The sequence below is a fragment of the Pseudomonas sp. NFACC24-1 genome (assembly GCF_900115235.1).
Taxonomy (GTDB): domain Bacteria; phylum Pseudomonadota; class Gammaproteobacteria; order Pseudomonadales; family Pseudomonadaceae; genus Aquipseudomonas; species Aquipseudomonas fluorescens_AA.
In genome coordinates this window covers 24,601-48,355 of record NZ_FOVS01000042.1, presented here as the reverse complement: position 1 = coordinate 48,355, position 23,755 = coordinate 24,601, and the positions used below count along the sequence as shown (strand labels likewise).

Sequence of the window (23,755 nt, the reverse complement as noted above, 5' to 3'; positions counted from 1 at the left end):
TTTGCCATCACAGAATTCCTTTCCGTCGATGGCGGAGGACTCTACAAAATCTCAGCGTTTGAGGGGCGGCAATTGGGTTTCTCGGGATTTCGTACAGAACCTAGCACCCTTCTTCAGCCGCTAACATGGGCGACTGTGGTCGCTGGCATGAGACGTGCATTGCTGCACGGACTAATGTCTAAGTCCGGGGTGGTTGTGTGGATCCGTTACATTTAGTGACCCGATTTTCTACTGGGGAGGTTCACCCACAAAGGCGTCTTGTCGCCTGGAATGAGTTCATGAGCGATGTCTACTACCCTATAGATGTCGTAGCGCGCGCCCCTTCTTCGTTCTCAGGGATTATTGAGTCTACCCAAATTGGCGCCGTGGGAATCACCCGTTTTGCTGCCGATGCGCAACGAGCATTGCGAAGAAAGGTACATGGGGGACGAGATGATTCAGACTTTTTCGCGTTGGTCATGCCCACGATGCAGACCGAGCGCTTTTCGCATTTGGGTAGATTAGGAGACGTTGCGCCTGGTCAGGTCGCGATATTTAACTCAGCAGAAGAGTATCGGACTGATATTCCAGATGGTACTAGAAATGTCACAATTAAGATTCCCGCCGACTTGTTCCGGGCTATGTGCCCGAAAATCGATGCAGTTTGCGGCCGAGTCGATGTCGCTAATTCCCGTTTCGTGCCACTTCTGACGCAATTCGCATTGCAAGCTTTGGAAAGCGCGGCCTGTCTTTCTATCGAACATGTCAACAGCTTAGAGAGAGGCTTACTAGAACTAGCCTTCTTGATGATGGATGTTCCCGAGAGCTACGCAGGGGATGATTCAAAACCAGTGATAGACCATTTCTTTCACCGAGTGATGGCCTATATCGCGGCAAATTTTCAGGATCCGGATCTCGCACCTGAAAGAGCAGCTCAGTCCCATAGAGTATCCATCCGATATATTCATAAGATCTTTCAGGCTCACGATACCACTTTTGGGCGTGAGCTTCGTCTCGCACGTCTCAGGCACGCTCAGAAATTACTCCGAGAGAACTTGCAAAATAAATCTCGTCAAATGACAATTGCTGAAGTTGCCTATAATTGCGGCTTCTCTAGCCAGGCACTTTTTTCCGTTCGTTTCAAGGAGGCTTTCGGATACTCTCCGCGGGATGAGAAAAGTCATTAACATCGCTTTATTAAAAGCAATAAGCGGTCACTGGTCATCTGACTATCTCATGGATAAGGGCCAAGCAAGCCCATTTAAACCTGACCAAGTTACATCCTCCAACAGTAAACGAGTCGTGTTTATTGCTTCAGTTCTTAAATCGCGGCGACTCCCATCTTAGGCACCAATAGACTGACCGATATTGGAATCTTCATCTGCGAGTAGTGTGGGTTACGCATTGCGGTCGTGCAGGGGAGCGAAGATCGGAGTTCTCATCCAGCAGATTGACCCCCGCGCGAAAAGCGGTACCGAGAAGCGCAAGCAGACTCGGCTTTGGTCTTTCCTGCTCAGCCCGGAGCTTACGCGCTGGGCACCGCTGAGATCTCCCAGCTTCTGTGCGGAGAACGTCCCGACGTGCACAGGGTCTCCGACTGAGGGAGATCAGAGCATGGCTGGCGTATAAGCCATGCTCCGTGTTGCCTTCTGCTTCGCATAACAGCATCGGCAACCCGAATTCCTGATTTCACAGCCCAATGGCTGGCTCATCGATTTCCCTTGTCAACGCTTCCCCCTCCACCTCACGGTGCAACACGCTTGACTCGGGCCTGGTTGATTCGCCATTTCTTACCAGTAGCGACCTTTCATCGACTTTCCTCAGCCAGCTCTAACTGGCGCTCTAAGCGTCCGGCCAAATCACCTTCCTGACCCCGACGTCAAAGGCGATGGTGTCCGCCTAATCATCGCCGACCCCCTTTGATTAAACGTTAACCCTGGCCCTCGGATCAAACTGCGCCTTGCGCCGCACACCTTTCAGCAACGTGTCGTAAACTATCAAAGTTGATATTCGCCCCGGAATTGACCGCCACCAAGGTTTGCCCACGCAGACCGTGACGGGCGACATATCTGCGAATGCCCGCCACCGCCAACGCACCGGACGGTTCGGTGATGGAGCGGGTATCGTCGTAGATCAGCTTGATGGCGCTGCACAATTCGTCATTGCTGACGGTGATGACTTCGTCGACCCAATCGCGGCAGATCTCAAAACCATAGGCGCCGATTTGCGCGACCGCGGTACCATCGGCAAACCCGTCGACACTCGGCAACACCACCCGCTCCCCGGCCTGCAGTGCGGCGAGCAGGCAACTGGAGCCTTCGGGCTCGACCCCGATGATGCGCACCTCGGGCCGCAGGTATTTGACGTAGGCCGCAATGCCGGCGATCAGGCCGCCGCCGCCCACGGGCACGAAGATCGCGTCCAACGGGCCTTGTTGCTGGCGCAGGATTTCCATGGCCACCGTGCCCTGGCCGGCGATCACATCCGGGTCATCGAAGGGCGAAACGAAGATGCAGCCGGACATCTCGGCCAGTTGCACCGCATGGGCCAGGGCAAACGGGAAGCTCTCGCCGTGCAGCACCGCTTCGGCGCCCCGGGAGAGCACGCCCAGCACCTTCAATTCCGGCGTGCTGCACGGCATCACGATCCGCGCCTGGATCCCCAACTCCCGCGCCGCCAGTGCCACGCCTTGCGCATGGTTACCCGCCGACGCCGTCACCACGCCGCGCGCCTTTTGCTCGGCGGTGAGCTGCACCAACTTGTTATAGGCGCCGCGTATCTTGAAAGAAAAGGTCGGTTGCAGGTCTTCGCGCTTGAGCAACAACTGGTTGCCCAACAATGCCGACAACACCGGCGCGGCTTGCAGGGGCGTACGCACCGCCAAGTCATAGACCGGCGCGGCGAGGATCTTTTTCACATAGTGTTCAAGCAATGCCGTATCAGCGGTGTGAGGGACGGGGAACGTGCTCATAGGTGTCTCCTGGTTTCTTAAAGGCATTGGAGACGGAAAAACAAAACCCGCCTCTAAGGCGGGTTTTGGTACAGCCGTGTGCTATCCCGCCTTATGAGGAATGGCGATAATAATGCTTGGCTGGCTGAAGGCTTGAAATGGCATGTCACGAAACTAACCGGCGGTGACCAAGCAAGTCAATGGCGATGCGCCATTTATTTCGCCCCCAGAAGGGCAATTGGAAATGAGGAGGAGTTGCAAGGCTGCGAGGATCGAGACGTCGAGCTGATAGTCGAAGCCGGCTTGAGCGGCGGCCGGCGATCTCATCGATCCTCTCTTCGAGCGAAGGCAGCACAGTTGTCCGCAGCGCTAAGCCCACACCGATAAGCCTTAGCGGCGGTATGACCGCTAGCATCTGTGGCTCGTCGAAGAAGGAGACGTCGAGACCGTTGAACACGGCTGATTCCAGCCTGTCGGCTACCTCAGAGCGAAGATCGTTAGGCAAGACGCTGAGGTGATGAGCACGTGCCATAGGTGGCGATCTGGGGATCGTTGCTAGTGAGATCAAATTGCCAGCATGGCGGTCGAAGTAGATTGGAAAACTGCTTGACGGCTTTGACGAACACGGCCTCGCTCGAACGATAGGAAAGGAAGTGGAACAGCATCCAATTGCGGTGTAATTCGTCGGGCGTGTGACCAAGTCGTGTGACCAGAGCGTCGTCGAGCGTTGTCTGGATGACAAGCGCATCTCGAATGAGCGGCGAGCCCTCGCACGTGAAGCGGCTAAGAATGGTCTCGATAGTCGCGCCTCGTATGAGCGCCGCCATCATATGGGGCTTCTGGCGCAGAATCTCCGTTAGGGCGTCGGAGATCGTCGGATGGGCGAAGGTCCATCCCCGGAGAAATATCTCGCCTACCTGATTCAGCTGCGATTTTTGTCGATCCTGTTGATCGCATTAGTAGCACTCACCGTTGTTCCTCACGTTGGCTTTCTCATAGCTCTTCTTGACCTGATCACCTGATAGTAATCGAAGGAGTCATGCCGCAGCGCTTCATTCCTTGGTCTCCTCAAATCTGTCCGACCTTGATCGCATAGCCTGACTTCAGGTTGCCAATCAGCAGATACCCGCTGTGCGCTCAGAAAGTCCGTTGTAGGTCGCCCGATTTGCAGCATGTAAATGTGTACTTAAAAACCGTGACTGGAGATAGATTCCAGTGAATCCAGAAACGAAAAAAGCGGCTAAAGACCGCGATTTCCGTGGCTTCTAGGCGTTCAGAGGGCCTTAGTGGAAGCAAATATGGCGCAGCGGACGAGACTCGAACACAAATACGCCTCTCAGATGGCAGCTCTACCAGGATCCATGATATCCGTGGGAGTAAATGTGGGAATAATTTTGTAGACATGAAAAAGCCCAACCTTTTCAGATTGGGCCAAGTCATTGAAAAATATGGTCGGGACGGAGTGATTCGAACACTCGACCCCTAGCACCCCATGCTAGTGCGCTACCGGACTGCGCTACGCCCCGACTAGGCGTGAATCTTGTTCCGCTTCTCAACGGAACGCTCAGGAATATATCGCAAGCTTTTGAAAACTGGAAGTATTTAAAGCAGAAATTTTATTTCTTGAGCACCACCAGCACATCTTCAAGCTCGGCGATCATCTGGCGGATCATTTGTTTGTACTGGGTTGTATCGTCCTTGGCCTCATCACCGGAGAGGCGCAGGCGCGCGCCGCCGATGGTGAACCCCTGGTCGTACAGCAGCGCGCGGATCTGCCGGATCATCAGCACGTCTTGTCGCTGATAATACCGGCGGTTTCCGCGGCGCTTGACCGGGTTGAGTTGAGGAAACTCCTGCTCCCAATAGCGCAGCACGTGCGGTTTTACCGCACACAGCTCGCTGACTTCACCAATGGTGAAGTAGCGTTTGCCCGGGATGACGGGTAGTTCGTCGTTATGACTTGGTTCCAGCATAAGCCTCAACTCGGGCCTTCAACTTCTGCCCTGGACGAAAGGTGACCACACGGCGAGCCGTGATCGGGATTTCTTCTCCCGTTTTCGGATTGCGGCCAGGCCGCTGGCGTTTGTCCCGAAGGTCGAAATTGCCGAAACCGGACAACTTGACCTGTTCGTTGTCTTCCAGAGCGTGCCTGATTTCTTCGAAAAACAGTTCGACCAATTCTTTGGCCTCCCGTTTATTCAGGCCCAACTCCTCATACAGACGTTCCGCCATCTCAGCTTTCGTCAGAGCCCCCATACGTCACTTCCTTAACGTGGCGTTCAACCTGTTTTCGAGCGAGGTGAGGATGTTCTGCGTTGCGGTATTCACCTCATCGTCATTAAGAGTGCGCGATGGATGCTGCCAGGTCAAGCCGACTGCAAGGCTTTTTCTATGCGGATCAATGCCTTTACCCTGATACACGTCAAATAGCCTGAGGTCCGTGAGCCATTCGCCTGCATTTTCACGTATTACGTCCAGTACAGCACTGGAAGCAACGTCACGGTCAGCCAGCAACGCAAGGTCACGACGCACTTCAGGAAAGCGCGATAACTCCTGGAATTTCGGCATTTTCCCTTGGGCCACTTCGGCCAGAACCAGCTCGAAAACGAAGACTGGACGATCGAGGCCCAGGGTTTTCGACAGTTCCGGGTGGATGGCACCGACATAGCCGACTTCACGCCCGTCTCGCTCGATGCGTGCGGTCTGCCCCGGGTGCAGCGCCGGATGCTTGCCTGGTACGAAAGTGAACGCGTCGAGCGCGCCGGCGAAACCCAGCACGGCTTCGACGTCAGCCTTGACGTCGAAGAAATCGACGACATCGCGACCTTGCGCCCAGCCTTCCGGCAGACGGCTGCCACAGACGACACCGGCCAGCATCGGCTCTTGCTTCAAGCCGTCCAGTTGACCGACGAAGCGCAGGCCGCTTTCGAACAGACGCACGCGATCCTGCTGGCGGTTGAGGTTGTGCTGCAGCGATTTGACCAAACCAGGCCACAGGGACGAGCGCATGGCCGCCATGTCGTTGGAAATCGGGTTGGCCAGCAACAGCGGCTCGACACCCGGATTGAACAGCTCGAACTGGCGCGGATCGATGAAGCTGTAGGTGATCGCTTCCTGATACCCACGAGCCACCAGCAGGCGGCGCAGTTCCGGCAGGTCGCTACGGGCTTCGGCCTTGGCCTGTGGGGCCAGGCGCGCTTGCGGGTAGCGAACCGGCAGACGGTTGTAACCGTACAGGCGGGCCAGTTCTTCGATCAGGTCGACTTCCAGGCTGATATCGAAGCGATGGCTTGGCACTTCGACGCGCCACTGCCCTGTCCCATCGGCGCTGATGTTCAGGCCAAGGGCGCTGAGCAGGCGTTCGACTTCGGCCGGGGCCATTTCCATGCCCAGCATCTGGGTGATGCGCTGGGCACGCAGGGTGACCGGTGCAATCTTCGGCAGGTGCTGTTCGCTGACGGTCTCGATGATCGGGCCGGCTTCACCGCCAGTGATCTCCAGCAGCAGGCCAGTGGCGCGCTCCATGGCTTCACGGGCCAGTTGCCAGTCCACGCCACGCTCGTAGCGGTGCGAGGCGTCGGTGTGCAGGCCATAGGAACGCGCCTTGCCAGCGACGGCGATCTGATCGAAGAACGCGCTTTCCAGGAATACATCGCGGGTCGTGGCGGATACACCACTGTGCTCGCCGCCCATTACGCCAGCAATCGCCAAGGCGCGGGCATGGTCGGCAATCACCAGGGTGTCGCTGCGCAGGGTCACTTCCTGGCCATCGAGCAGCACCAGCTTTTCACCCTCTTCGGCCATGCGCACGCGGATGCCGCCGTTGATTTCGGCGAGATCGAACGCATGCAGCGGTTGACCCAGCTCCAGCATCACATAGTTGGTGATGTCGACAGCGGCGTCGATGCTGCGCACGTCGGCGCGACGCAGGCGCTCGACCATCCACAGCGGTGTTGGCTTGGACAGGTCGACGTTACGGATCACACGGCCCAGGTAACGCGGGCATGCCGCCGGCGCCAGGACGTCAATCGAACGCACTTCGTCATGCACCGCCGGCACGGCCGCGACCAGAGGACGCGTCACGGGGGCGGCATACAGCGCGCCGACTTCACGGGCCAGGCCGGCCAGGGACAGGCAGTCGCCACGGTTCGGCGTCAGGTCGACCTCGATGCTCGCATCGTCCAAGTTCAGGTATTCACGAATGTCCTGGCCCACCGGCGCATCGGCCGGAAGCTCCATCAGACCATCGTTGCCTTCGCCGACTTGCAGTTCGGCCTGGGAGCACAGCATGCCGTTGGACTCGACGCCACGCAGCTTGGCTTTCTTGATCTTGAAGTCGCCCGGCAGTTCGGCACCGATCATGGCGAACGGGATCTTCAGGCCTGGGCGCACGTTAGGTGCGCCGCAGACCACCTGGAAAGTCTCCGCGCCATTACTGACCTGGCAAACCCGCAATTTGTCAGCGTCCGGGTGTTGCTCGGTGCTCAACACCTCGCCCACCACCACGCCGCTGAATTCACCGGCGGCCGGCGTGACGCTATCGACCTCAAGACCGGCCATCGACAGGCGAGCAACCAGCTCGTCCCGACTTACCTGCGGGCTTACCCAGCCGCGCAGCCATTGTTCACTGAATTTCATCCTGTTCTCCTAATAGATTCGTTACGGGCCTGCGACCTAGCGAAATTGCGCAAGGAACCGCAAGTCGTTGTCGAAGAACAGGCGCAAGTCATTCACACCGTAACGCAGCATGGCCAGGCGCTCGACGCCCATGCCGAAAGCAAAGCCCGAGAATTCTTCCGGATCGATACCGGACATACGCAGCACGTTCGGGTGAACCATCCCGCAGCCCATCACTTCCAGCCAGCCAGTCTGCTTGCAGACGCGGCAGCCTTTACCGCTGCACATCACGCATTCCATGTCGACTTCAGCGGAGGGCTCGGTGAACGGGAAGTACGAAGGGCGGAAACGCACCGCCAGCTCTTTTTCGAAGAACACCCGCAGGAACTCTTCGATCGTGCCTTTCAGGTCAGCGAAATTGATGTCGCGATCGACCAGCAGGCCTTCGACCTGGTGGAACATCGGCGAGTGGGTGATATCGGAGTCGCTGCGGTACACACGGCCTGGGCAGACGATGCGGATCGGCGGCTGCTGCGATTCCATGGTGCGGACCTGTACCGGCGAGGTATGGGTGCGCAACAGCATGTTCGCATTGAAATAGAAGGTATCATGCATCGACCGGGCCGGGTGATGGCCTGGGATGTTGAGTGCCTCGAAGTTGTGGTAGTCGTCTTCGACCTCAGGGCCTTCGGCAATGCCGTAGCCGATGTGGGTGAAGAACTGCTCGATGCGTTCCAGGGTCCGGGTCACCGGATGCAAGCCACCGGAAGTCTGGCCACGGCCAGGCAGGGTCACGTCGATGGACTCGGCGGCGAGCTTGGCAGCCAGATCCGCCTCCTCGAACAACGCCTTGCGCGCATTGAGGACTTCTGTGACACGCTCCTTGGCAACGTTGATCAGCGCACCGACCTGCGGACGCTCTTCGGCTGGCAGGCTCCCCAGGGTCTTCATCACCTGAGTCAACTCGCCCTTCTTGCCAAGGTAGTGAACCCGGATTTGCTCCAGGGCATTGATATCTTCAGCGCTTTGCACAGCCTCTAGTGCTTGAGCGACCAGCGCGTCCAGGTTTTCCATGTACAGACTCCAGATACAAAATAGGGGAAGAGCTTTAAGGCTCTTCCCCTATTTATGACGTTTGACACCTGGGCCCACAGAGGTGGGCCCGGGTGACTGCCGGGGGTACTTAAGCCAAGGTGGCTTTAGCTTTCTCGACAATCGCAGCAAACGCCGCTTTTTCGTTCACTGCCAGATCAGCCAGAACCTTACGGTCGATCTCGATGGACGCTTTTTTCAGGCCAGCGATGAAACGGCTGTAGGACAGACCGTTAACACGAGCACCAGCGTTGATACGAGCGATCCACAGAGCGCGGAACTGACGTTTTTTCTGACGACGGTCACGGTAGGCGTATTGGCCTGCCTTGATTACCGCTTGCTTGGCAACACGGAATACGCGGGAGCGCGCGCCGTAGTAGCCTTTAGCAAGTTTCAGAATTTTTTTGTGACGCTTACGGGCAATGACGCCACGCTTTACACGAGCCATGAGTTACTTCCTCTATTCTTGATCCAAAAATTAACGAAGGCGCAGCATGCGCTCGACTTTTGCCACGTCAGACGGATGCAGCAAGCTGCTACCGCGCAGTTGACGCTTACGCTTGGTCGACATTTTGGTCAGGATGTGGCTCTTGAAAGCGTGCTTGTGCTTGATACCGTTAGCAGTTTTCAGAAACCGCTTAGCAGCACCACTTTTGGTTTTCATCTTTGGCATGTTCGGATACTCCGCATTCAGTTGATAAACATAATCGCAAGGCCTGCCGTGCCCTGGTGATTACTTCTTCTTTTTCGGGGCGATGACCATGATCAGCTGGCGTCCTTCCATCTTAGGATGCTGTTCGACCGAACCGTACTCGAGCAGGTCTTGTTCAACCCGCTTGAGGAGTTCCATCCCCAGCTCCTGGTGGGCCATCTCACGGCCGCGGAATCGCAAGGATACCTTGGCCCTGTCCCCATCACTCAGGAAACGTACCAGGTTGCGCAGTTTTACCTGGTAATCCCCTTCCTCCGTCCCTGGACGAAACTTGATTTCTTTTACCTGAATCTGCTTCTGGTTTTTCTTCGCCGCGGCAATCTGCTTCTTCTTCTCGAAGATCGACTTGCCGTAGTCCATCACCCGGCAAACCGGTGGGACTGCGTCCGCGGAAATTTCTACCAGATCAAGCTTTGCTTCTTCAGCAATACGAAGCGCTTCATCAATCGAGACGATGCCAATCTGCTCGCCGTCAGCGCCAATTAACCGAACCTCGCGTGCCGAGATATTCTCGTTGATCGGGGCTTTCGGTGCAGCTCGTTTATCTTGTCTCATTTCACGCTTAATAATAATTACTCCAAATCTGGGCGACCACGCCGGGAAACCGCTTGCGCGAGGAACTCAGCGAATTCGGCGACGGGCATCGAGCCCAGGTCAGCACCTTCACGAGTACGCACAGCGACAGTCTGCATCTCGACCTCCCGATCTCCAATAACCAAGAGAAAGGGAACCTTGAGCAAAGTATGCTCGCGGATTTTAAAGCCGATCTTTTCATTTCTCAAGTCGGACTTGGCACGAAATCCGCTTTGGTTGAGAGTTTTTTCGACTTCAGCGGCAAAATCTGCCTGTTTATCAGTGATATTCATGATCACTGCCTGGGTCGGTGCCAGCCACGCAGGGAACGCACCCTCGTAGTGTTCGATCAGAATCCCGACGAAACGCTCGAACGAACCAAGGATCGCGCGGTGAAGCATGACCGGGTGCTTGCGGCTGTTGTCTTCGGACACGTATTCGGCGCCCAGACGGATCGGCAGGTTAAAATCGAGCTGCAGGGTACCACACTGCCAGACGCGACCTAGGCAATCTTTCAGCGAGAACTCGATCTTCGGACCGTAGAAAGCCCCCTCGCCCGGTTGCAGATCATACGCAAGGCCCGCGCTATCGAGGGCGGCGGCCAGGGCCGCTTCGGCGCGATCCCACAGCTCGTCGGAACCGACGCGCTTTTCCGGACGAGTGGACAGCTTCATCTCGACTTCGGTGAAGCCGAAATCCCGGTAGACGTCCATGGTCAGCTTGATGAAGGCGGCGGATTCGGCCTGCATCTGCTCTTCGGTGCAGAAGATGTGCGCATCGTCCTGGGTAAACGCACGCACGCGCATGATGCCGTGCAGCGCACCCGACGGCTCGTTGCGGTGGCAGGCACCGAACTCGGCCAGGCGCATCGGCAGCTCGCGGTAGCTTTTCAGGCCCTGGTTGAACACCTGCACGTGGCACGGGCAGTTCATCGGCTTGATGGCGTAGTCGCGGTTTTCCGACTGAGTGGTGAACATGTTGTCGGCGTAGTTGGCCCAGTGCCCGGATTTCTCCCACAGGCTGCGGTCGACCACTTGCGGCGTCTTGATCTCCAGGTAGCCGTTCTCACGCTGGACCTGGCGCATGTACTGCTCGAGCACCTGGTACAGGGTCCAGCCGTTCGGATGCCAGAACACCATGCCCGGGGATTCTTCCTGGGTGTGGAACAGGCCCAGGCGCTTGCCGATCTTGCGGTGATCGCGCTTCTCGGCTTCTTCGATGCGCTGGATGTAGGCCGCCAGTTGCTTCTTGTCCGCCCAGGCAGTGCCGTAGACGCGCTGCAACTGCTCGTTCTTCGCATCGCCACGCCAGTAGGCGCCGGACAGCTTGGTCAGCTTGAAGGATTTGAGGAAACGCGTGTTCGGCACGTGGGGGCCGCGGCACATGTCGACGTATTCTTCGTGGTAGTACAGGCCCATGGCCTGCTCGTCCGGCATGTCTTCCACCAGACGCAGCTTGTAGTCCTCGCCACGGGCCTTGAAGACTTCGATGACTTCGGCGCGCGGGGTGACTTTCTTGATGACGTCGTAATCTTTCTCGATCAGCTGCTGCATGCGCTGTTCGATGGCAGCCATGTCGTCTGGCGTGAAAGGACGCTCGAAGGCGATGTCGTAATAAAAGCCTTCGTCGATGACCGGCCCGATGACCATCTTCGCGCTCGGGTACAGCTGCTTGACCGCGTGGCCAACCAAGTGCGCGCAGGAGTGGCGAATGATCTCCAGCCCCTCTTCATCCTTGGGCGTGATGATTTGCAGCGTGGCGTCGCTGTCGATGACGTCACTGGCGTCGACCAGTTTGCCGTTGACCTTGCCGGCCAGGGTGGCCTTGGCCAGGCCCGCGCCGATGGATGCGGCGACCTCGGCTACGGAAACCGGGTGATCGAACGAACGTTGACTGCCGTCGGGAAGAGTAATAGTTGGCATGGCGCCTCCTCTCCTAGTGGTGACCCCTACCAAAGGTCACGTGGGTTGGGATGAGCCAGTACAAGATCCAGTCCAGGCCATTCAATGACGAACGCCTGCCTTACAGCGGCAGGAGCCTTGCGGCCAACCGGGAAAACCGAACCAGAGTGACTGGGATTCAAATCAGGGTTATTCGGACTCTTTGCCACCGGGACGAACGATCATCCGCAGCCTGGAAATAGCCGAGCCCGGCATGCTAGCACAGATGAACGGTCATCGATGCACAAGGCTGTCACAGGAAGGCAAATCGTCCGCTTTTATGCCAGAGTGCTGAACTTGATCGGCCCTAGCGCCCTCGAATCACAGAACATCGACCCAGAAGGAGCATCCCCGCATGCGTCTCAATACCCTGTTCGCCGTAGTCGCCCCCATTGTTCTGCTGCTGCCGTTGAGTGCCCACGCCGACTGGCCGAAGGGCGAGCGGGATAAATACATGGCCCAGTGCACACAGGCGGCTACCCCGCAGATTGGCGCGGCGGCAGCCAAATCCCACTGTGCCTGTGGCGCCGACGCCATCAAGTCCTACCCGGCGCGTGATATCCAGGCGCTGATGGACAACAAGGCCACCCCTGAACTGCAGCAGAAAGCCCTTGGCGAGATCGCCAAATGCAAGGCCAATGTGCCTGCGAAAAAGTGAACAACTGGAGTCTTTGAAGCCGCCCGGGGCTGATAAAAGGCCAAAAAAAGCGCTTTTTCGTACTATTTATGCAGGTTTTACAGCTTTTTTTATCGTCTTTACTTTCGGCTCAAAGCCTTTAAAACCGGGCCTTTCAGCGGGCAAAGGCGATAAAGTAAACACGACTGATTGGCAAACAGCGCCTACGGGGGGCTCCCAAATCGAACATTTCGACTATGATACCCGGGTGTGCCCAGTTGGCCTGAGCAGCACAGTACACTGAAAATATATGTTTCTTGGAGATACACCATGTCTAATCGCCAAACCGGCACCGTTAAATGGTTCAACGATGAAAAAGGCTTCGGCTTCATCACTCCTCAAGGTGGCGGTGACGACCTGTTCGTACACTTCAAAGCTATCGAAAGCGACGGTTTCAAAAGCCTGAAAGAAGGCCAGACCGTTTCCTTCGTGGCTGAGAAAGGCCAAAAGGGTATGCAAGCTGCACAGGTTCGCCCAGAGTAATTTCTCGGCGCACAAAAAAACCCCGTCCATGTGACGGGGTTTTTTATGGGCGATTGAAAACCATCAATCAGCCACAGTTCACCCGGTTGATCACCAGGTTGGCATCGGTATTGAGGTTCAGGCGATCGGAGCGGTACTCGAGCGTGACCATGTCGTTGGGCTTGAGGATCCGGGCATTCTGCGCACCGGCACGGGTGCGGGCCTGCTCCAGCAACTGTGGCGAGGCCTTCTTGCCAATGGCGAACTCGGCGGCCTTTGCTTCACAGCGGCTGTGACCGGTCTCGGCAGCCACAGGTTCGGGGGTCGATTCAGAGGTGCTGCTGCAACCGCTCAAGAACATGGCGGCCAGCAAAGTACTCAATGACGCGAGCTTCCAAGGCATGAAGCCTCCTTTTTTCGATGAATAAACAGAGAACGTGCGACAGCCCAAACGGCGCTTGGTTTCAACACCGCAGGCATCAGCCTGGGGAAAGCTGGCAGTTTGCCTGAGCCCGTTCCCGGTGTTCAGGCCTGAATCGTGACTGGATATGAACGCAGCTCAATAAACGTCAATGTAATCGAAGGGCGGATTGGGCCAGTTGTCCTTCAGCGCATTGTAGATCTGCATGACCCAGACCTCGTCACTGGCAGCGACCCGGCCGACGTACCCCGAGCCCTTCGCCCAAGTTTCGAGCCGAAACCGCAAACCCTCGATGTCAACGCCACCGACCACACCCGAGGACAAGTAGGCGATGCCGTCCTTGGTCACGCGCAGCTGGGTATGGTCGTCGTCACTGGCCGAGGCCAGCAATTGACGAACCGCCTCGACGGTCAGGCCACCAGGAGCGTTCAAATCTATCTGCACGGCGAAGCTCCTTTGAAAAATAAAGGAACAAGTGTCGCACAGCCCTCCCCCAATGCCTAAGTCGCAGTGCCAAATCCCGGGCAAAAATGTTTAACTCAGCCTACAGACCTCCAACTCGCGAGCCCGACCATGAGCACCGTCAGTATCGAAGCCACCATCAATGCCAAATGGTCGGAGGGCCACAGCTCCTATAGCCCGGGCAGCCCGGAGGAGCTGGCAATCATCTGCATAGAATTGTTGGTGAAAGAGTTGGGGATAGAAGTCGCCCGCAACTTCATCCAGCAGACATTCGAGCGCTACCCGAGCATCGTCGACGCCGTGGATTGAGGCACGCGCCCCGCAGGTCCAGCCTGGGGGCGCTATGCCAGGCAGATTACTTCAGGCGCGCCAGGCGCTCGGTCAGCAGGTCAAAGAACCCTTGGGCGTCACCGTTTTCCACCCAGAACGCGTTCTTCGGCGCCTTCAGGCCATCGTACCAGTCGACGATGGTCTGCCCGAACGTCGGGCCCTCGCGACTGTCCACGACGACATTGACTGAACGGCCGGTGAACAATTGCGGCTTGAGCAGGTAGGCAATCACGGTCGCGTCATGCACCGGCCCGCCCGTCATGCCGTAGTGCTCCATGTCGCCCTTGACGTATTCGTTGAGGATATCGCCCACCAGCTTGCTGGCATTGTTGTTCAGCGCCGCGATCTGCTTCAGGCGTGCCTCGCTGGTGAGAATCTTGTGGGTCACGTCCAACGGCAGGTAGGTCAGCTTCACGCCGCTCTTGGCCACCACCTCGGCCGCCTGCGGATCGGCGAACAGATTGAACTCGGCCACCGGCGTGATATTGCCGCCGTTGAAGTGCGCACCGCCCATGATCACCACTTCCTTGATGCCCTGGACAATGTCCGGTTCCTGGACCAACGCCAGTGCCAGGTTGGTCTGCGGCCCCAGCATGGCAATAGTGATGCTGTGGGGCTTGGCCGCCTTCAGCGTGTCGATCAGGTAGTTGACGGCATTGCCTTCGGCCAGCCCTTTCTTCGGCTCGTGCACTGTGACACCCGACAGGCCTTCCTTGCCATGGATGTTCTCTGCGTAGATGGGCGTGCGCATCAAGGGTTTCGGCGCACCGGCATAGACCGGCACGTCTTCGCGCCCCGCCCACTCACGGGCCAGGCGAGCGTTGCGCGAGGTCTTGTCCAGGCGCACATTGCCGGCGACGGTGGTCAGCGCACGGATATGCAGCTCCTCGGGCGACGCCAGGGCGAACAGCAGCGCCACCACGTCGTCGGCGCCTGGGTCGGTGTCGATGATCAGGTCGATCTTTTCCGCCGCCTGGGCGCTCGTTGCAGTGATCAATGACAAAAGCAGCAGACTCCGGATCAGTTGATGCATTTTCTCAGCATAGCGGTGCATAGCGCACTCCTTGTGCAGGGTTGAACAGGGTTAGAACGTCACTCCAGCGACCAGCACGATATTGCAGTATGGCGAGCATTCGCCTGTGCGAATGATCGCCCGCGCCTGTCGGCTGATAACCTTGAATTGCTCATGGCTGACCAACGCCCGCTCACCCAACGCCCCCTCGGCATTCAATGTCTCCAGGGTTGTCAGAGCCAACGGCTGCTTATCGAGGATTTCCTCGGCCAGGACATGGCTTTCCACCTGCATTTCGCTGAGCACCACCTTCAAGGTGCTGACAAAATCAGGAATGCCATGGGTCAAGGCCAGGTCGATCAATTCGACCTGGGGCGGCACGGGCAGGCCGGCATCACCGATGACCACCTTGTCGCCATGGCCGAGGGAAGCGATCAGTCGGGACAGTGCCACATTCAATAACGGCGTCTTTTTCATGATTTGAAAGCCTGTACTTCCAGCAACGTGGGGATTGAAGGTTGCGCGCCGGCGCGGGTGACCGACAGCGCGGCGGCGACCTGGCCGAAACGAATCGCATCGACCTCGCTTTTGCCGCTGGCCAAGGCTGCCGCGAAGCCTCCGACAAAGGTATCTCCGGCGGCCGTGGTGTCCACTGCCTTGACCCGCGGGGCCGGGAAATGCTCGAAGCTGGCGCCGTTGGCAAACATCAGCCCCTGGGCCCCCAGGGTGACGATCACCTTGCCGGCACCGGCGGCGATCAAATGCGCGGCGGCGGCCTCCGCGGTTTCCAGGGAATCCACCGCCAGCCCGCTCAGCACCGCTGCTTCGCTTTCATTGGGAATCAGGTAGTCGACGCAGGCGTACCAGTCGGCGGGCAACGTATGGGAAGCCGGTGCCGGGTTGAGGATGACGATCTTGCCCAACTCACGTCCGCGCTTGAGGGCATGGCCGACGGTGGCATCCGGCACTTCGAGCTGACAGATGATGACATCGGCGCTTTGCAGCACGTCATCGACACCGTCCAGGACCTGGGCAGTGAGCGCTCCGTTGGCACCGGCGACGATAACGATCGCATTCTGGCTGTTGTCATCGACGACAATCAGCGCCACACCGCTGGAACCCTCCTCCACGAGGACCGCCTGGCAGTCGATGCCCTCGGCCAGCAACGCGCCGCGCAATTGTTCGCCATAGGCATCGTCGCCCACGCAGCCGACCATCGACACCTGCGCCCCCAGGCGCGCGGCGGCTACCGCCTGGTTGGCGCCCTTGCCACCCGGGATGGTGGCGAACGACTCGCCGATCAGCGTTTCACCGCCACGGGGCAAGCGCGGCGCCCGGGTCACCAGGTCCATGTTCAGACTGCCTATTACCACTACTTTTGCTGGCATACATCACTACTCGTCAATTCGGTTCAGCGGTATTGGGCGAATGTACCGGACAGCGGTGCAGTCGACTCTCGCAAGACAATACTCGGCGTCACGATCCGCTGGTCGGTGGCAAGGCCCGGCGTAGCGATACGCCGCAGCAGCACTTCGGCCGCCATCTCCCCGAGCTGCAGGATCGACTGCCCCACCGTGGTCAACGCCGGGTAGACATAGCGGCTCATCTGGATGTCATCGAAACCGATGACCGACAGTTCGCTGGGCACGCGCACGTTGCGTTCAGCCGCAGCGCGCAGCACACCGATGCCGATCATGTCGTTGGCCGCGAAGATCGCGCTGGGCGGCAGCTGTTCAAGCAGTTGCGCAGCAGCGCGGTAACCGCCGGTACTGGTGAAATCGCTTTCGAGCATGCGCTCGACGGGCAGCTCGATCCCGGCCTCTTTCAGCGCCCGGCAGTAACCGGCCAGGCGCATCTGCGCCACGCTGGTATCGGCCGGGCCGCCGATGAAGGCGATGTCGTGGTGACCCAACTCCAGCAGGTGCCGGGTCGCCAGGTAGGCGCCGTATTCATGATCGATGCGCACCAGGTCCGCGTCGACGCCATCGAGCCCGCGGTCGACGATGACCATGGGCGTGCGTACGCTGGCCAGGCCCTCGGCCAGGCCGACATCGCCTCCGGCGGACGCGAAGATCAGGCCATCGATGCGTTTTTCCAACAGCACCCGCAGGTAGCTGCGTTGTTTGTCCGGGTTGTCGTCGGAGTTGCACAGGATCACGCAATAGCCGTTGCGCTCACAGTAATCCTCGATGCCCCGGGCCAACTCGGCAAAGTAAGGGTTGAGGCTGTTGGGCACCAACAGGCCGATGGTCGCCGTGGTCTTGGCCTTGAGCGAACGGGCCACGGCGCTGGGCACATAGTCCAGGCGCTCGATGGCCGCCTCGACCTTGAGCCGCACCTCTTCGCTGACCGGCCGCGTCTTGTTTACCACGTGGGACACCGTGGTGTAGGAAATCCCCGCGAGCGCTGCTACATCCTTGATCGTCGCCATGGTTCAGCCCCGCCGACTGGCGCGCTGACTGCGATAGGTATCGAGCACGACCGCCACCACGATCACCGCGCCGGTGATGATGCGCTTGGTCGGCTCGGTAGCGCCGATCTGCGCCAGGCCCGCCGCCAGCACGGAGATAATCAACACACCAAAGAAGGTACTGATGACCGAGCCGCGCCCACCCATCAGGCTGGTTCCGCCGATGACCACCGCCGCGATCACCTGCAGTTCCAGCCCCGAGCCGGCGTTCGGGTCCGCGGCCTCCAGGCGGGAAATCTGGAACAACGCCGCCACGCCGGCCAGCAAGCCCATCAGGCTGAACACCAGGATCTTGTAGGGTTTTGGATTGATGCCGGCCAGGCGCACGGCTTCTTCATTGGTGCCGATGCCGATCAGGTAGCGACCGAACACCGTGCGGGTCAGCACCGCCTGGGCAATGAAGATCACCAGCAAGGCGATGATGAACGAAGGCGAGATGCCAAAGGCGATGGGGTTGGACAGCCAGGCGAACGAGTCGCCGATGTAGGCGGTCCGGGATCCGGTCATCTGGTACGCCAGGCCCCGGGCCATTTCCAGCACGCCGAGGGAGACGATGAACGATGGAATCCGCCAGGCAACGGTGATCGAACCAGTGACCGTACCCGCCAGCGCCGCCACGGCCATGCCGAGCAAGGCCGATGGCCAGACACTCCAGCCCCAGCCGAGCACGGCCACGCTGACCGTCGAGGCCGCCAGTGCCAGCACCGAACCCACCGACAGGTCGATGCCACCGATGATCAGGATGAACGTCATGCCGACCGCCAACACCATCAGGTCGGGGATCTGGTTGGCCAAGGTGCTGAACGTGTCATAGGACAGGAAGTGGCTGCTCAGGGTTGAGAACAGCGCGACCATGGCCAGCAGTGCGCCAGCCAGGCCCAGGTAGGTCCCGAGGCCATAGAAGTTGCCACTCGATTTGCCGACGGCAGATGCGGTTTTCATGAAAAATCCCTAGGCGCTGCTTCGTTGAGCAACGCATCACGTTTCTGGTAGCCGGCGAATGCGGCGGCAAGCAAGTCATCCTGGGTCCAGCTGTCGCGCTCGAAGGTGTCGATCAGGCGCCCGGCGGACAGCACGCCGATTCGGTCGCAGATCAACATCAGTTCCCGCAGATCACTGGACACCACGACCAGCGCCTTGCCCTGGCGAGTCAGCTCGCCGAGCAGCGCATAAATGTCGAATTTGGCGCCGACGTCGATGCCACGGGTCGGCTCGTCGAACAGCATGACCGCACAATCGCGTTCGAGCCAACGACCGATCACGACCTTCTGCTGGTTGCCGCCCGACAGCTCGGACACCAACTGGGTCGGGCTGGAGCTGCGGATGCGCATGGCATCGACCTGGCGCTGCGCCAAGGCCAGTTCGGCGCTGCCGTTGACCAGGCCGGCACTGGAAATCTCCGGCATGTTACCCAGGGCAATGTTGGCGGCGATGGACTGCGTCAGCAGCAAGCCTTCGCCCTTGCGGTCTTCGGTGATCAACGCGATGCCATGGGCCACCGCATCGGACGGCGAGCGAATGCTCACGACCTGGGCTGGCGAACCCAACGCCACCGTGCCGCTGTCGGCCGGATCGGCACCGAAGATCAGCCGCAACAGTTCGGTGCGCCCTGCCCCGATCAGGCCAGAGATGCCGAAGATCTCGCCACTGCGGACTTCGAAGGACACGTCGCGGACCTTGTCGGAACGGGTCAGGCCTTTAACGGTCAACGCCGGCGCGCCGATCTGGCGGGGGCCAAGGTCGATATGCTCGCCCAGCTCCCGGCCGACCATCAGGGTCACCAGTTGCTCGCTGTCGTAGTTGGCCATCGGCTCGACGCAGACCAGGTTGCCATCGCGCAGTACCGCAATGCGCTGGGCGACCCGTGCCAGTTCTTCGAGGCGATGGGAAATGTAGATGATCGCCACGCCACGCGCCTGCAAGCGGGTGATCTGCTCAAAGAGCATTTCGACTTCGCGGGCCGTCAGCATGGCGGTCGGCTCATCGAGAATCAGCACATGGCAATCGCCAATCAGGTTGCGGGCGATCTCGACCATCTGTTGGTGACCGATCCCCAGCTCGCCGACCAGCGTGTCGGGATCGATCGCATCGAGCCCCACCTGGGCCATGGCCTCGATAGCCGCCTTGCGCAATTGCTTGCGACTGATCCAGCCGCCGTGGCTGGGCAGGTTGTCGAGGAACAGGTTTTCAGCCACGGACAAGGTCGGCAGCAGGTTGAGTTCCTGCATCACCATGCGCACGCCCAGCTCTTCAGCCTGGGTCCGGCTGCCAGGACGATAATCCTGCCCCTGAAATTGCATCTGCCCGGTCGTCGGCGTCACCAGCCCGCCGATGATCTTGGACAGGGTGCTTTTGCCGGCGCCATTTTCACCGGTCAGCGCCAGCACTTCACCGCGCATCAACGTCAGGTTGATATCGGTCAGTACCGGCTGGGCATAGGTCTTGCCGATACCGCTGACGCACAGGACAGCGTTCGGGTCGCGAACGGACATAACAAACTCTCCAATGCGCTCGCCCGGATGGGCGAGCACCGTTGTGTCGCCAGGATTACGGCTTGGTCACCAGCTCGACCGGAGTTTCGATAACGCCGTTGGTACCGCTGTCGACTTTTTCGCCCTTGAGCATCTTCAGCGCTGTTTCGATGCCGAACACGGCCTGCTTGGCGGCGAACTGGTCGGCCGTCGCCAGGACACGACCGTCCTTGAGCATTGGCTTGATGGCGTTGATGTTGTCGTAGCCGACCACCTGCACTTTGCCGGCCTTGCCCGCCGCGCGCACGGCCGATACGGCACCGACCGCCATGCTGTCGTTACCGGCCAGCAGTGCCTTGATGTTCGGGTATTCGCTGAGCATCGACGCGGCAACCTGGTTGCCCTTGTTGATTTCCCAGTCGCCGGATTGCAAGGACACGACCTTGACCTGCGCCGCCTCCATCGCATCCTTGAAGCCCGCGGTGCGTGCCTGGGCGTTGGTGGTGGTGGAGACACCTTCGATGATGCCGACTTCGTCACCGGCCTTGAGTTGCTTGGCCAGGTACTCGCCCACCAACCGCGCGCCCTTGCGGTTGTCGGGGCCTACGAACGGCACATTGATGTTCTTGCTCTTGACCACGGCCGGATCGAGTTGGTTATCGATGTTGATGACCGTGATGCCGGCATCCACGGCTTTCTTGATCACCGGCACCATGGCCTTGGAGTCCGCTGGCGCGATGATCAGGGCATCGACCTTGGACACGATCATCTGCTCGACGATGCGGATCTGGTTGGCGGTGTCGGTTTCATCCTTGATCCCGTTGGAGATCAGGTCGAAATCGGCGGAGTGTTCCTTCTGATAAGCCTTGGCGCCGTCTTCCATGGTCAGGAAGAATTCGTTGGCCAGGGATTTCATGACCAGGGCAACCTTGGGCTTTTCTGCGGTCTGGGCGAATGCCGAGGAGATAGGCAGCGCAGCGGATGCGGCCGCAAGCATGGCAACAGCGAGAAGGCGTCCAGCGAATGGCAACTTCATGGGTTCACTCCGATCTTATGATTATTGTGAGCAAATCAATGCACGGAATGCCGCGCAAACGTTTGCGTGAAGTGAACTATGGTAAGGCTTCGCAGATTTGTCAACGTTGCGGTTTGATCCGCTACGTCGCAGCTCAACGTAGAAGCTCAGGCCGTCGTATTGACCACCGAACCCGAACCGCTGCCCTTGGACAACTCCGTGACCAAGTGACCAGTGACTTCCAGCAAAGCGCCACTGGTGTCGGCGATCTGTCCCTGGACTGCCATGACCGCCGAAGTCTTGGCTTCCTCCGTGGCATAGTTGCGTGCCTGTGCAGCAGCCAGTTGCTGTTGCTGCTCCCTGAGTTGCTGCTGAAGCTCTTGCATCCGCTTGAGCAGCACCTGGACCGCCACGCTCTGGGTGCTACCGCCCTCCTGCGCCTGGTCGGTTGCTTCAGCGCCGGCGCCCATGCCCGTGCGGACCTTGCCCGAGGTTTGCGTTGTACCCAAGGCCTCATCGGCGGCCTGGTCTTCTGCCTCGCTCAAAGCCTTCAGGGTGGCGGCGGATTTTCCACCGATGGTCACCGCTGCCGCATTGGGAAAGCCGATGGAAAACGACATGTCAAAACTCCATGAAGGGGGATTCCTACGAAGGTCATCGCCCGCCGAAGCCGTTTCTTGAGCGCCCACTGAAACCTATCGATAGCTTCGTCACCCTGAGCGGGTAACGCCTGTGTACATCAGCCTATAAAAAATTCCTTTTTCCCACACCAAAACGAAAAAAGCGCTGTCAGACGATCTTCTTGAATTTTAAGTAGTTGCGTAAATGCCTACGGTTAAATACTGTATGCCCGTACAGCTTAATAAGGATAATCCTGTGGCCACCCCCTCCGCTGCAACCACCCCCTTAGATTCCTATACACGACTCGGCCTCCGGGTCTCGAAAATCATCAACGCCCCCACCGCGCAAAAAGCCAAGGCCGCCCTGATCTTCCGCCTACCCGACGAGCCGGTGGATGAGTGGGAGCGCCTCTTGGAAGAGATCGACGAGAACGACAACGTGACCCTCGCCTATCGCGACGATGGTGGTGTGCAGGTTTTCTGGGTTGTGCCGAAGGAAGATTGAGCCTGATGAGTGTTCGCTGTTTAGCTTTTTTGCTTGTGTTCATCGCCATGGGCGCACAGGCCGGTGCCCCGCGCACCTTCAACGAAGCCAAGAAAATCGCCTGGAAACTCTACGCCCCGCAATCCACCGAGTTCTACTGCGGCTGTAAGTACACCGGCAATCGCGTGAACCTGGCCGCCTGCGGTTACGTACCGCGCAAGAATGCCAGCCGTGCCGCCCGCATCGAGTGGGAGCATATTGTCCCGGCCTGGCAGATCGGCCATCAGCGTCAATGCTGGCAAGAAGGCGGTCGCAAGAACTGCACCCGCTATGATCCAGTCTATCAACGGGCCGAGGCCGACCTGCACAACCTGGTGCCCAGCATCGGGGAAGTGAATGGCGATCGCAGCAATTTCAGTTTCGGCTGGCTGCCGGAGCAAAAGGGCCAATACGGCTCATGCCTGACCCAGGTGGATTTCAAGGCAAAGAAAGTCATGCCCCGCCCCTCCATCCGGGGGATGATCGCCCGGACCTATTTCTACATGAGCAAGCAATATGGCCTGCGCCTGTCGAAACAGGACCGGCGCCTGTATGAAGCCTGGGACAAGACCTACCCGGTCGAAAGCTGGGAACGTCAGCGCAACCAGAGCGTGGCGTGCGTCATGGGACGTGGGAACGAGTTCGTGGGACCGGTGGACATGAAGGCCTGCGGTTGACCTCGCACTTGTGAACAGCACAAAACCAACTGTGGGCGCGAGCTTGCTCGCGATAGCGGTGGATCAGCCAACGTTGATGTTGACTGACATGTCCCTATCGCGAGCAAGCTCGCTCCCACAGGTTTTGGGCCTTGGCTGATTTTTTGGGCTGCCCGATTATTGAGCCGTCGGGTAATCCACCACCAACGTCTCGATGTTGCGCTTCTTTGCCCGGACCAGGGCGGCCATGACCTGTTCCTGCTTGGCTTGGGCTTCGGCCTCGGAACTGAAAGGGCCGACCAGGACGCGCTCCTTGCCGTTCTCCCGCACCACGTTCGACATGAAGCTGTGCTCGATGAGCCAACCGGTCAGGTCGCTGACAGCCTGCGGTGTCTCGCCACGAACCTCGACGGCCCACTGCGGCGCGGCAGCGACGGCCGGTGCGGAGGTCGCGGCGGCTTTCGGTTTCGCAGCTTCGACGTCACGCCCTTCACCGCATCCTGCCAGCACCAATACCGCGATAACCCAAGCCAATTTACGCACAACGTTTCCCCTGGAAGACATGAGGCACGGATTTTAGCACCCGTGCCCGTCAAGATCGCCGCAAACAATGCTCAAAACACGAGAATCCTGCCCGGCGTCTCTGTATAGTCGCACCCTGGGAATTAATGCTGCATCTGCACGTCAGAAAGAGGCACCCACATTGTGACACTTAGCACTAATCTATAAGCAGTACCGACATCTGCACTGTCTGAATCAGGTGCCCTATAAAGC

General features: G+C 58.8%; 28 protein-coding genes and 1 tRNA gene. 6 read left to right on the top strand and 23 right to left on the bottom strand.

Annotation, left to right across the window (positions count from 1 at the left end; translation table 11 throughout):
• Nucleotides 1–278: 278 nt before the first annotated feature.
• Nucleotides 279–1,166, top strand: a complete 888-nt coding sequence (locus BM317_RS26805; RefSeq protein ID WP_092175824.1) for an AraC family transcriptional regulator — start codon at nucleotides 279–281, stop codon at nucleotides 1,164–1,166.
• 761 nt (nucleotides 1,167–1,927) lie between these two features.
• Here the strand turns inward: BM317_RS26805 and ilvA are convergent.
• The 12 genes from ilvA to thrS form a co-directional block, all read right to left on the bottom strand.
• On the bottom strand, nucleotides 1,928–2,950 hold the full coding sequence (ilvA, locus tag BM317_RS26800; protein ID WP_092175819.1) for a threonine ammonia-lyase, biosynthetic: 1,023 nt from the start codon (nucleotides 2,948–2,950) through the stop codon (nucleotides 1,928–1,930).
• Between the two features lie 145 nt (nucleotides 2,951–3,095).
• Entirely contained in the window at nucleotides 3,096–3,386 is a 291-nt protein-coding gene (locus BM317_RS30910; RefSeq protein ID WP_218189442.1) for a hypothetical protein, read from the bottom strand.
• 40 nt (nucleotides 3,387–3,426) lie between these two features.
• Entirely contained in the window at nucleotides 3,427–3,759 is a 333-nt protein-coding gene (locus BM317_RS30905; protein WP_218189441.1) for a hypothetical protein, read from the bottom strand.
• Between the two features lie 619 nt (nucleotides 3,760–4,378).
• Nucleotides 4,379–4,455: transfer RNA gene (locus tag BM317_RS26790), tRNA-Pro, on the bottom strand.
• Nucleotides 4,456–4,545: 90 nt separating this feature from the next.
• The gene (locus BM317_RS26785) at nucleotides 4,546–4,902 is read right to left on the bottom strand and encodes a MerR family transcriptional regulator (protein WP_003179985.1); all 357 of its coding nucleotides are present in this window, start codon (nucleotides 4,900–4,902) and stop codon (nucleotides 4,546–4,548) included.
• The gene (gene ihfA, locus BM317_RS26780; RefSeq protein ID WP_002553164.1) at nucleotides 4,883–5,185 is read right to left on the bottom strand and encodes an integration host factor subunit alpha; all 303 of its coding nucleotides are present in this window, start codon (nucleotides 5,183–5,185) and stop codon (nucleotides 4,883–4,885) included. The genes BM317_RS26785 and ihfA overlap by 20 nt, the downstream gene beginning before the upstream one ends.
• 3 nt (nucleotides 5,186–5,188) lie before the next feature.
• Entirely contained in the window at nucleotides 5,189–7,567 is a 2,379-nt protein-coding gene (gene pheT / locus BM317_RS26775; protein ID WP_092476892.1) for a phenylalanine--tRNA ligase subunit beta, read from the bottom strand.
• A gap of 36 nt (nucleotides 7,568–7,603) precedes the next feature.
• Nucleotides 7,604–8,620 carry a phenylalanine--tRNA ligase subunit alpha gene (gene pheS, locus BM317_RS26770; RefSeq protein WP_092476890.1) on the bottom strand — a complete coding sequence of 339 codons (1,017 nt, stop codon included), beginning with the start codon at nucleotides 8,618–8,620 and terminating at the stop codon, nucleotides 7,604–7,606.
• A gap of 109 nt (nucleotides 8,621–8,729) precedes the next feature.
• Nucleotides 8,730–9,086 (bottom strand): 50S ribosomal protein L20, encoded by a 357-nt coding sequence (rplT, locus tag BM317_RS26765; RefSeq protein WP_002553161.1) that lies wholly within the window; start codon nucleotides 9,084–9,086, stop codon nucleotides 8,730–8,732.
• A 30-nt stretch (nucleotides 9,087–9,116) separates the two neighbouring features.
• On the bottom strand, nucleotides 9,117–9,311 hold the full coding sequence (rpmI, locus tag BM317_RS26760; protein ID WP_002553160.1) for a 50S ribosomal protein L35: 195 nt from the start codon (nucleotides 9,309–9,311) through the stop codon (nucleotides 9,117–9,119).
• A 60-nt stretch (nucleotides 9,312–9,371) separates the two neighbouring features.
• Nucleotides 9,372–9,923: a translation initiation factor IF-3 gene (gene infC, locus BM317_RS26755; RefSeq protein ID WP_169432615.1), complete on the bottom strand. Its 552-nt coding sequence runs from the start codon at nucleotides 9,921–9,923 to the stop codon at nucleotides 9,372–9,374.
• Nucleotides 9,923–11,845 (bottom strand): threonine--tRNA ligase, encoded by a 1,923-nt coding sequence (gene thrS / locus BM317_RS26750; RefSeq protein ID WP_014337550.1) that lies wholly within the window; start codon nucleotides 11,843–11,845, stop codon nucleotides 9,923–9,925. The genes infC and thrS overlap by 1 nt, the downstream gene beginning before the upstream one ends.
• Nucleotides 11,846–12,218: 373 nt before the next feature.
• On the opposite strand from thrS, the gene BM317_RS26740 reads away from it, so the two are divergent.
• Together BM317_RS26740 and BM317_RS26735 are read left to right on the top strand one after the other, a co-directional pair.
• The gene (locus BM317_RS26740) at nucleotides 12,219–12,521 is read left to right on the top strand and encodes a hypothetical protein (RefSeq protein ID WP_072405213.1); all 303 of its coding nucleotides are present in this window, start codon (nucleotides 12,219–12,221) and stop codon (nucleotides 12,519–12,521) included.
• A gap of 288 nt (nucleotides 12,522–12,809) precedes the next feature.
• A complete protein-coding gene (locus tag BM317_RS26735; protein WP_003179963.1) occupies nucleotides 12,810–13,022 on the top strand; it encodes a cold-shock protein in 213 nt (70 codons plus the stop codon).
• A 67-nt stretch (nucleotides 13,023–13,089) separates the two neighbouring features.
• Here BM317_RS26735 and BM317_RS26730 read toward each other — a convergent pair whose 3' ends face one another.
• A complete protein-coding gene (locus tag BM317_RS26730; protein ID WP_060738177.1) occupies nucleotides 13,090–13,404 on the bottom strand; it encodes an I78 family peptidase inhibitor in 315 nt (104 codons plus the stop codon).
• A 156-nt stretch (nucleotides 13,405–13,560) separates the two neighbouring features.
• Nucleotides 13,561–13,866, bottom strand: coding sequence for a hypothetical protein (locus BM317_RS26725; RefSeq protein ID WP_092476888.1), 306 nt, complete (start codon nucleotides 13,864–13,866; stop codon nucleotides 13,561–13,563).
• 129 nt (nucleotides 13,867–13,995) lie between these two features.
• On the opposite strand from BM317_RS26725, the gene BM317_RS26720 reads away from it, so the two are divergent.
• Nucleotides 13,996–14,193 carry a hypothetical protein gene (locus BM317_RS26720; protein ID WP_072405216.1) on the top strand — a complete coding sequence of 66 codons (198 nt, stop codon included), beginning with the start codon at nucleotides 13,996–13,998 and terminating at the stop codon, nucleotides 14,191–14,193.
• A gap of 46 nt (nucleotides 14,194–14,239) precedes the next feature.
• Here the strand turns inward: BM317_RS26720 and BM317_RS26715 are convergent, their stop codons facing one another.
• The 8 genes from BM317_RS26715 to BM317_RS26680 all read right to left on the bottom strand — a co-directional run bounded on the left by BM317_RS26715 (nucleotide 14,240) and on the right by BM317_RS26680 (nucleotide 21,802).
• Nucleotides 14,240–15,268: a nucleoside hydrolase gene (locus BM317_RS26715; protein ID WP_072339745.1), complete on the bottom strand. Its 1,029-nt coding sequence runs from the start codon at nucleotides 15,266–15,268 to the stop codon at nucleotides 14,240–14,242.
• 30 nt (nucleotides 15,269–15,298) lie between these two features.
• Nucleotides 15,299–15,703 carry a D-ribose pyranase gene (gene rbsD / locus BM317_RS26710; protein WP_092476886.1) on the bottom strand — a complete coding sequence of 135 codons (405 nt, stop codon included), beginning with the start codon at nucleotides 15,701–15,703 and terminating at the stop codon, nucleotides 15,299–15,301.
• Nucleotides 15,700–16,614 carry a ribokinase gene (rbsK, locus tag BM317_RS26705; RefSeq protein ID WP_092476884.1) on the bottom strand — a complete coding sequence of 305 codons (915 nt, stop codon included), beginning with the start codon at nucleotides 16,612–16,614 and terminating at the stop codon, nucleotides 15,700–15,702. The genes rbsD and rbsK overlap by 4 nt, the downstream gene beginning before the upstream one ends.
• A 23-nt stretch (nucleotides 16,615–16,637) precedes the next feature.
• A complete protein-coding gene (locus BM317_RS26700; protein WP_092175792.1) occupies nucleotides 16,638–17,657 on the bottom strand; it encodes a LacI family DNA-binding transcriptional regulator in 1,020 nt (339 codons plus the stop codon).
• Nucleotides 17,658–17,660: 3 nt separating this feature from the next.
• Nucleotides 17,661–18,638: an ABC transporter permease gene (locus BM317_RS26695; RefSeq protein WP_060738184.1), complete on the bottom strand. Its 978-nt coding sequence runs from the start codon at nucleotides 18,636–18,638 to the stop codon at nucleotides 17,661–17,663.
• A complete protein-coding gene (locus BM317_RS26690) occupies nucleotides 18,635–20,188 on the bottom strand; it encodes a sugar ABC transporter ATP-binding protein (protein WP_092175787.1) in 1,554 nt (517 codons plus the stop codon). The genes BM317_RS26695 and BM317_RS26690 overlap by 4 nt, the downstream gene beginning before the upstream one ends.
• Nucleotides 20,189–20,243: 55 nt before the next feature.
• Nucleotides 20,244–21,203 carry a sugar ABC transporter substrate-binding protein gene (locus BM317_RS26685; protein WP_060738186.1) on the bottom strand — a complete coding sequence of 320 codons (960 nt, stop codon included), beginning with the start codon at nucleotides 21,201–21,203 and terminating at the stop codon, nucleotides 20,244–20,246.
• 146 nt (nucleotides 21,204–21,349) lie between these two features.
• Complete coding sequence (locus BM317_RS26680) at nucleotides 21,350–21,802, bottom strand: hypothetical protein (protein ID WP_092476882.1); 453 nt, start codon at nucleotides 21,800–21,802, stop codon at nucleotides 21,350–21,352.
• Nucleotides 21,803–22,007: 205 nt separating this feature from the next.
• On the opposite strand from BM317_RS26680, the gene BM317_RS26675 reads away from it, so the two are divergent.
• Together BM317_RS26675 and BM317_RS26670 are read left to right on the top strand one after the other, a co-directional pair.
• Nucleotides 22,008–22,307, top strand: a complete 300-nt coding sequence (locus tag BM317_RS26675; RefSeq protein ID WP_053121397.1) for a DUF1654 domain-containing protein — start codon at nucleotides 22,008–22,010, stop codon at nucleotides 22,305–22,307.
• A 5-nt stretch (nucleotides 22,308–22,312) separates the two neighbouring features.
• Nucleotides 22,313–23,002, top strand: a complete 690-nt coding sequence (locus BM317_RS26670) for an endonuclease (RefSeq protein ID WP_060738188.1) — start codon at nucleotides 22,313–22,315, stop codon at nucleotides 23,000–23,002.
• 156 nt (nucleotides 23,003–23,158) lie between these two features.
• Here BM317_RS26670 and BM317_RS26665 read toward each other — a convergent pair whose 3' ends face one another.
• Nucleotides 23,159–23,524 (bottom strand): penicillin-binding protein activator LpoB, encoded by a 366-nt coding sequence (locus BM317_RS26665; RefSeq protein ID WP_092175779.1) that lies wholly within the window; start codon nucleotides 23,522–23,524, stop codon nucleotides 23,159–23,161.
• Nucleotides 23,525–23,755 lie beyond the last annotated feature (231 nt).

Bases quoted from the DNA above. Each gene is read 5' to 3' on its own strand.
- BM317_RS26690 (WP_092175787.1), bottom strand. From the start codon at position 20,188: ATGTCCGTTCGCGACCCGAACGCTGTCCTGTGCGTCAGCGGTATCGGC.
- ihfA (WP_002553164.1), bottom strand. From the start codon at position 5,185: ATGGGGGCTCTGACGAAAGCTGAGATGGCGGAACGTCTGTATGAGGAG.
- BM317_RS26685 (WP_060738186.1), bottom strand. From the start codon at position 21,203: ATGAAGTTGCCATTCGCTGGACGCCTTCTCGCTGTTGCCATGCTTGCG.
- BM317_RS26675 (WP_053121397.1), top strand. From the start codon at position 22,008: ATGCCTACGGTTAAATACTGTATGCCCGTACAGCTTAATAAGGATAAT.
- BM317_RS26740 (WP_072405213.1), top strand. From the start codon at position 12,219: ATGCGTCTCAATACCCTGTTCGCCGTAGTCGCCCCCATTGTTCTGCTG.
- BM317_RS26670 (WP_060738188.1), top strand. From the start codon at position 22,313: ATGAGTGTTCGCTGTTTAGCTTTTTTGCTTGTGTTCATCGCCATGGGC.
- thrS (WP_014337550.1), bottom strand. From the start codon at position 11,845: ATGCCAACTATTACTCTTCCCGACGGCAGTCAACGTTCGTTCGATCAC.
- rpmI (WP_002553160.1), bottom strand. From the start codon at position 9,311: ATGCCAAAGATGAAAACCAAAAGTGGTGCTGCTAAGCGGTTTCTGAAA.
- BM317_RS26730 (WP_060738177.1), bottom strand. From the start codon at position 13,404: ATGCCTTGGAAGCTCGCGTCATTGAGTACTTTGCTGGCCGCCATGTTC.
- ilvA (WP_092175819.1), bottom strand. From the start codon at position 2,950: ATGAGCACGTTCCCCGTCCCTCACACCGCTGATACGGCATTGCTTGAA.
- BM317_RS26805 (WP_092175824.1), top strand. From the start codon at position 279: ATGAGCGATGTCTACTACCCTATAGATGTCGTAGCGCGCGCCCCTTCT.
- rbsK (WP_092476884.1), bottom strand. From the start codon at position 16,614: ATGCCAGCAAAAGTAGTGGTAATAGGCAGTCTGAACATGGACCTGGTG.
- pheT (WP_092476892.1), bottom strand. From the start codon at position 7,567: ATGAAATTCAGTGAACAATGGCTGCGCGGCTGGGTAAGCCCGCAGGTA.
- BM317_RS30905 (WP_218189441.1), bottom strand. From the start codon at position 3,759: ATGATGGCGGCGCTCATACGAGGCGCGACTATCGAGACCATTCTTAGC.
- rbsD (WP_092476886.1), bottom strand. From the start codon at position 15,703: ATGAAAAAGACGCCGTTATTGAATGTGGCACTGTCCCGACTGATCGCT.
- BM317_RS26680 (WP_092476882.1), bottom strand. From the start codon at position 21,802: ATGTCGTTTTCCATCGGCTTTCCCAATGCGGCAGCGGTGACCATCGGT.
- BM317_RS26735 (WP_003179963.1), top strand. From the start codon at position 12,810: ATGTCTAATCGCCAAACCGGCACCGTTAAATGGTTCAACGATGAAAAA.
- rplT (WP_002553161.1), bottom strand. From the start codon at position 9,086: ATGGCTCGTGTAAAGCGTGGCGTCATTGCCCGTAAGCGTCACAAAAAA.
- BM317_RS26720 (WP_072405216.1), top strand. From the start codon at position 13,996: ATGAGCACCGTCAGTATCGAAGCCACCATCAATGCCAAATGGTCGGAG.
- pheS (WP_092476890.1), bottom strand. From the start codon at position 8,620: ATGGAAAACCTGGACGCGCTGGTCGCTCAAGCACTAGAGGCTGTGCAA.
- BM317_RS26785 (WP_003179985.1), bottom strand. From the start codon at position 4,902: ATGCTGGAACCAAGTCATAACGACGAACTACCCGTCATCCCGGGCAAA.
- BM317_RS26700 (WP_092175792.1), bottom strand. From the start codon at position 17,657: ATGGCGACGATCAAGGATGTAGCAGCGCTCGCGGGGATTTCCTACACC.
- BM317_RS26715 (WP_072339745.1), bottom strand. From the start codon at position 15,268: ATGCACCGCTATGCTGAGAAAATGCATCAACTGATCCGGAGTCTGCTG.
- BM317_RS26695 (WP_060738184.1), bottom strand. From the start codon at position 18,638: ATGAAAACCGCATCTGCCGTCGGCAAATCGAGTGGCAACTTCTATGGC.